Here is a 3,126-nt window from a genome sequence, read left to right as displayed (position 1 = left end):
GGTGAGGTCAAGGCGGGCTGGGACGGCGGCGTGGGCTGAGGCTCAGGGGTTGGGGGTGGGGGGGCTGGCTTGTTCAGCGCTTCCAGAGTCTTTTTGTCGACGCGCGGCTGCTTCTCGGGAACCGGCTTGACCTGGACTTTGGGCTGAAACTTCTTGATCACGTCAGGCGGCAAGTCCAGGTAAGTCAGGTCTTTGCGCTGTTTGATAGCTTCAAATGGGTCGATGACGGCGGGAACGTGGAAGAGATAGCGCGGGACCCACGTAATGGCCGAAAGCAGCAGGATGTGGATCAGGAGTGCTAGCCAGATACCTTCGCGAAGCCGGGCCCAGCGCCGCTCATCTTCGAGCTCGCTGATCATGTTCAGCAATTCGTGGGTATCGTAGTCTACCCAACGGGACGTGGACGCGCCGCGACGAATCCGCGCCTTTTCACCGCCCTCGTCGGTCTGGGGGCCGTCCTCCGGAGCAGAAACATCCTCGCCGAAGGGTCTTTCCTCTTCTGCAAAGGTCAGGTTCAGGGGGCCTGTGCTGGCCCTCTTCGGCTGGGGTACCGCGGGTTCATTCGCGGTGGGTTTTGCTTCACTGGTCGGCATGCATGCGGGCTACGGCTGCCTCGGGTACGTACCATCTCCCCCGGCCAGCTCTGCTTCGAGTCCTTCTCATCTATTCTCTCATTCCCGGCGTTTCAACAAAACGGCCTGCCTGGTCACGAATGGATTTGGCTTGCGGCCAATCGAACACGCAGATAACGCAGGACCGTACAATTGATCTTTTGATCGAATCCCATTGATGAAAATATGGGGGAACCCCGGAAATTAGACGTTTTGCGAGGGGAAAGGGACGTTTTTGAAGCACTTTTTTCAGGCATTCTGGCTCAAATGGAAGCTGGTTCTCCTTCCCCTGCTCATCAAATGGGGGATCTTAGGCGCAGGCGCAGTGGCACTGTTGGACTCCTCGACCATCCCTGTCCCCATGGACGCCCTGATAGCGGTGTGGGTGTGGAAAGATCAGGGGCATTTCTGGGCATATTGCGTGCTCGCAGCAGCGGGCTCGGCCGTTGGCGGCCTGTTACCGTACGCCTTGGGCCGGGCAGGAGGCGAGCTGTTCATCCTGAAGCGCGTGAATCGCGAGCACTATGAGCGCATGAAGCTGCGGTTCGAAAAACAGGAATTTCTGGCAATGGCCATCCCCTCGGCCATGCCGCCACCGACTCCGTGGAAGGCGTTTGTATTTGCCGCCGGTGTGTTTGAGATGCGGGTGGTTCCATTCATGCTGGCGGTATTTACGGGGAGGATGGTGCGCTGGCTGGTTCTTTCGCTGCTCGTGATTAAGCTTGGTCCCGAGGCGTTGGGTGTTGTGCAGCACCATGCGCTGACAGGGTTGCTGGTGGTGTTTGGGGTGACGCTCGCCGGGTTCGGGATCTGGTGGATGCGGAAGCGACGTCGGGGTGAAATTCGGCTGGACGCGTGACCGGGAGCATTCGTTTCGCTACATCGGTCGATTCGATTGTTCTCAGTTTCTCGCCAGGTTCTTGCGAAGGATTGCACCGAGCACCACGAGGACTGAGAGCAGGCGGACAACAAAGACGATGAGGTTCCCCTGGTTAGGGTGCTCGAGGCTTAGAATCGCGGCGTTGGTGCAGCCCTGCACCACGAAGAATACCAGGAAGGCCAGAAACAAGGGGTCGCGCGTTGATCGCCAGAATTTGAAAAAGAACAGCCCTGCGACCAGGGAACATGCGGCGATGAATCCCAGCATGAAAAAGTCGACTACGGGATGAGTAATGGGGCTCATTGGCTCTCCCAAATCAGGCCATAGAGCAGCAGGGCCATCGAAATTGCGGTGACTCCAAGGCGATACGAATACAGGTCAGTCGCAAGAAAGATGCGCAGATCGAATATGCGAAGCAACGTCGCCGCCGATAGGCCTATAAAACACAATCCGCTCCATAGCAGAAGGCTCTTTCGCACATTATGAAAGGCGCGGAGAAGTAGAATCGCGCACAAAATGGTGGTGAGTAGGGTGAGAACGTCGAGCGCCAGGGTCACGGTTCCCGATCCTTCTTGATGCGGAATGCGCGAGCAAATTCGCGGACCGACGACGGAGTTTTGGAATGCAGCATCGTGGAAATGCGTACGAGTTCGCGGCGGTAGGCTACGTCTACTTTATACATCCACTCGTCCTGCTCCTCGTTGCGGGGCAGATAGGAGTATTTCGCCGGAGAGGAAGCGACCTGCTGCACGAGTTGCTGACGGGCGAGGTCGTTGAGGATCTCGGTCGCTTTTTCTTTGGACAGATAAAGGCGGGATGCGAGTTCTTCCGGCAGCCAGGCTACGGGGCGGCTGTTCCAAAGAAGGATGACCGCTTCGAGATGAGGTACAGCGTCGATCTTGTCCAGGATGTACTCGTAGACGTCGACGCTGGAGTCGGAATCCGGCATAAATATTCGCACAGTCGGCAACTAACTTGCAGTCCCGAGGGAGTCAGTGCGCCAAGGCGATTTGACAACGTGAATCAAATTCGACAAAGGTCGGTAACAAATTCAACCTGAGACGACCCTAGCGAACTGCGACGACGCCCGCGTTGCGCTCAAGGCGCATTTTGCGGATGAGCACGGGAACACCGAAGGCGAGGCCTGCAACGATCGTCGTGGAGAGCACGTCATTGCGATAGAACGGAATCGCCGCCGCATAGCAGGCAGCCAGTCCGGCCAGGGTACGCGGATACATCGTGCCGCCAACCCACACCGCATAGTTTGAAATAAGGAAGAACGAGGTGGGACCGAGCACGACGGCGGCGCTAAAGCGGAGCCAGCTGGTTCGCGACTTCAGAAGGATGTGTCCCAGGACCATCACCGCCAGATACCAGGCCCAGGTGGTGACGTAAGACGTCCACACGAAGCTGTAGTGATAGGCGAAGACGGTGAGGCAGTAGTCGGTAACCATGAGGGCGGCCAGGGGAGCCAGCATCTCGCGCCAGGAGCGCCGGGCGCCAAAGTAGAGCAAGGCGCCGCCGACGGCGGTGAAGTTGAGCCAGCCGTGGTGGGGTACCACGCGCGTGAGAACGGCAAGAACCAGCAGCAGATAAGCAGGCATGTACACCTCAGGAAACGGAATGCCGGAAGAC

The 3,126-nt window shown here is 58.0% G+C and carries 5 protein-coding genes and 1 pseudogene; 1 reads left to right on the top strand and 5 read right to left on the bottom strand.

From position 1 onward, the window contains the following. Nucleotides 1-593, bottom strand: a pseudogene (locus tag WA354_RS11615) (hypothetical protein); the annotation flags it as partial. Between the two features lie 253 nt (nt 594-846). Here WA354_RS11615 and WA354_RS11610 point away from each other — a divergent pair. Further along, entirely contained in the window at nt 847-1,470 is a 624-nt protein-coding gene (locus WA354_RS11610; RefSeq protein WP_472813176.1) for a YqaA family protein, read from the top strand. Nucleotides 1,471-1,512: 42 nt separating this feature from the next. On the opposite strand, the gene WA354_RS11605 is transcribed toward WA354_RS11610, so the two are convergent. The 4 genes from WA354_RS11605 to WA354_RS11590 all read right to left on the bottom strand — a co-directional run. Continuing rightward, a complete protein-coding gene (locus WA354_RS11605) occupies nt 1,513-1,794 on the bottom strand; it encodes a DUF5985 family protein (protein ID WP_472813175.1) in 282 nt (93 codons plus the stop codon). Next, entirely contained in the window at nt 1,791-2,048 is a 258-nt protein-coding gene (locus WA354_RS11600; RefSeq protein WP_472813174.1) for a DUF5985 family protein, read from the bottom strand. Before WA354_RS11600 ends, WA354_RS11605 begins: the two co-directional genes overlap by 4 nt. Further along, on the bottom strand, nt 2,045-2,440 hold the full coding sequence (locus tag WA354_RS11595; RefSeq protein WP_472813173.1) for a hypothetical protein: 396 nt from the start codon (nt 2,438-2,440) through the stop codon (nt 2,045-2,047). The genes WA354_RS11600 and WA354_RS11595 overlap by 4 nt, the downstream gene beginning before the upstream one ends. 118 nt (nt 2,441-2,558) lie before the next feature. Further along, the coding region (locus WA354_RS11590; protein ID WP_472813172.1) for a DUF6580 family putative transport protein at nt 2,559-3,126 on the bottom strand (568 nt) is incomplete at its 5' end.

The organism is Occallatibacter sp. (assembly GCF_049802275.1).
GTDB lineage: Bacteria > Acidobacteriota > Terriglobia > Terriglobales > Acidobacteriaceae > Telmatobacter.
Note: the sequence above shows the minus strand (reverse complement) of the source record. Positions and strands in the feature narration are given on the sequence as shown.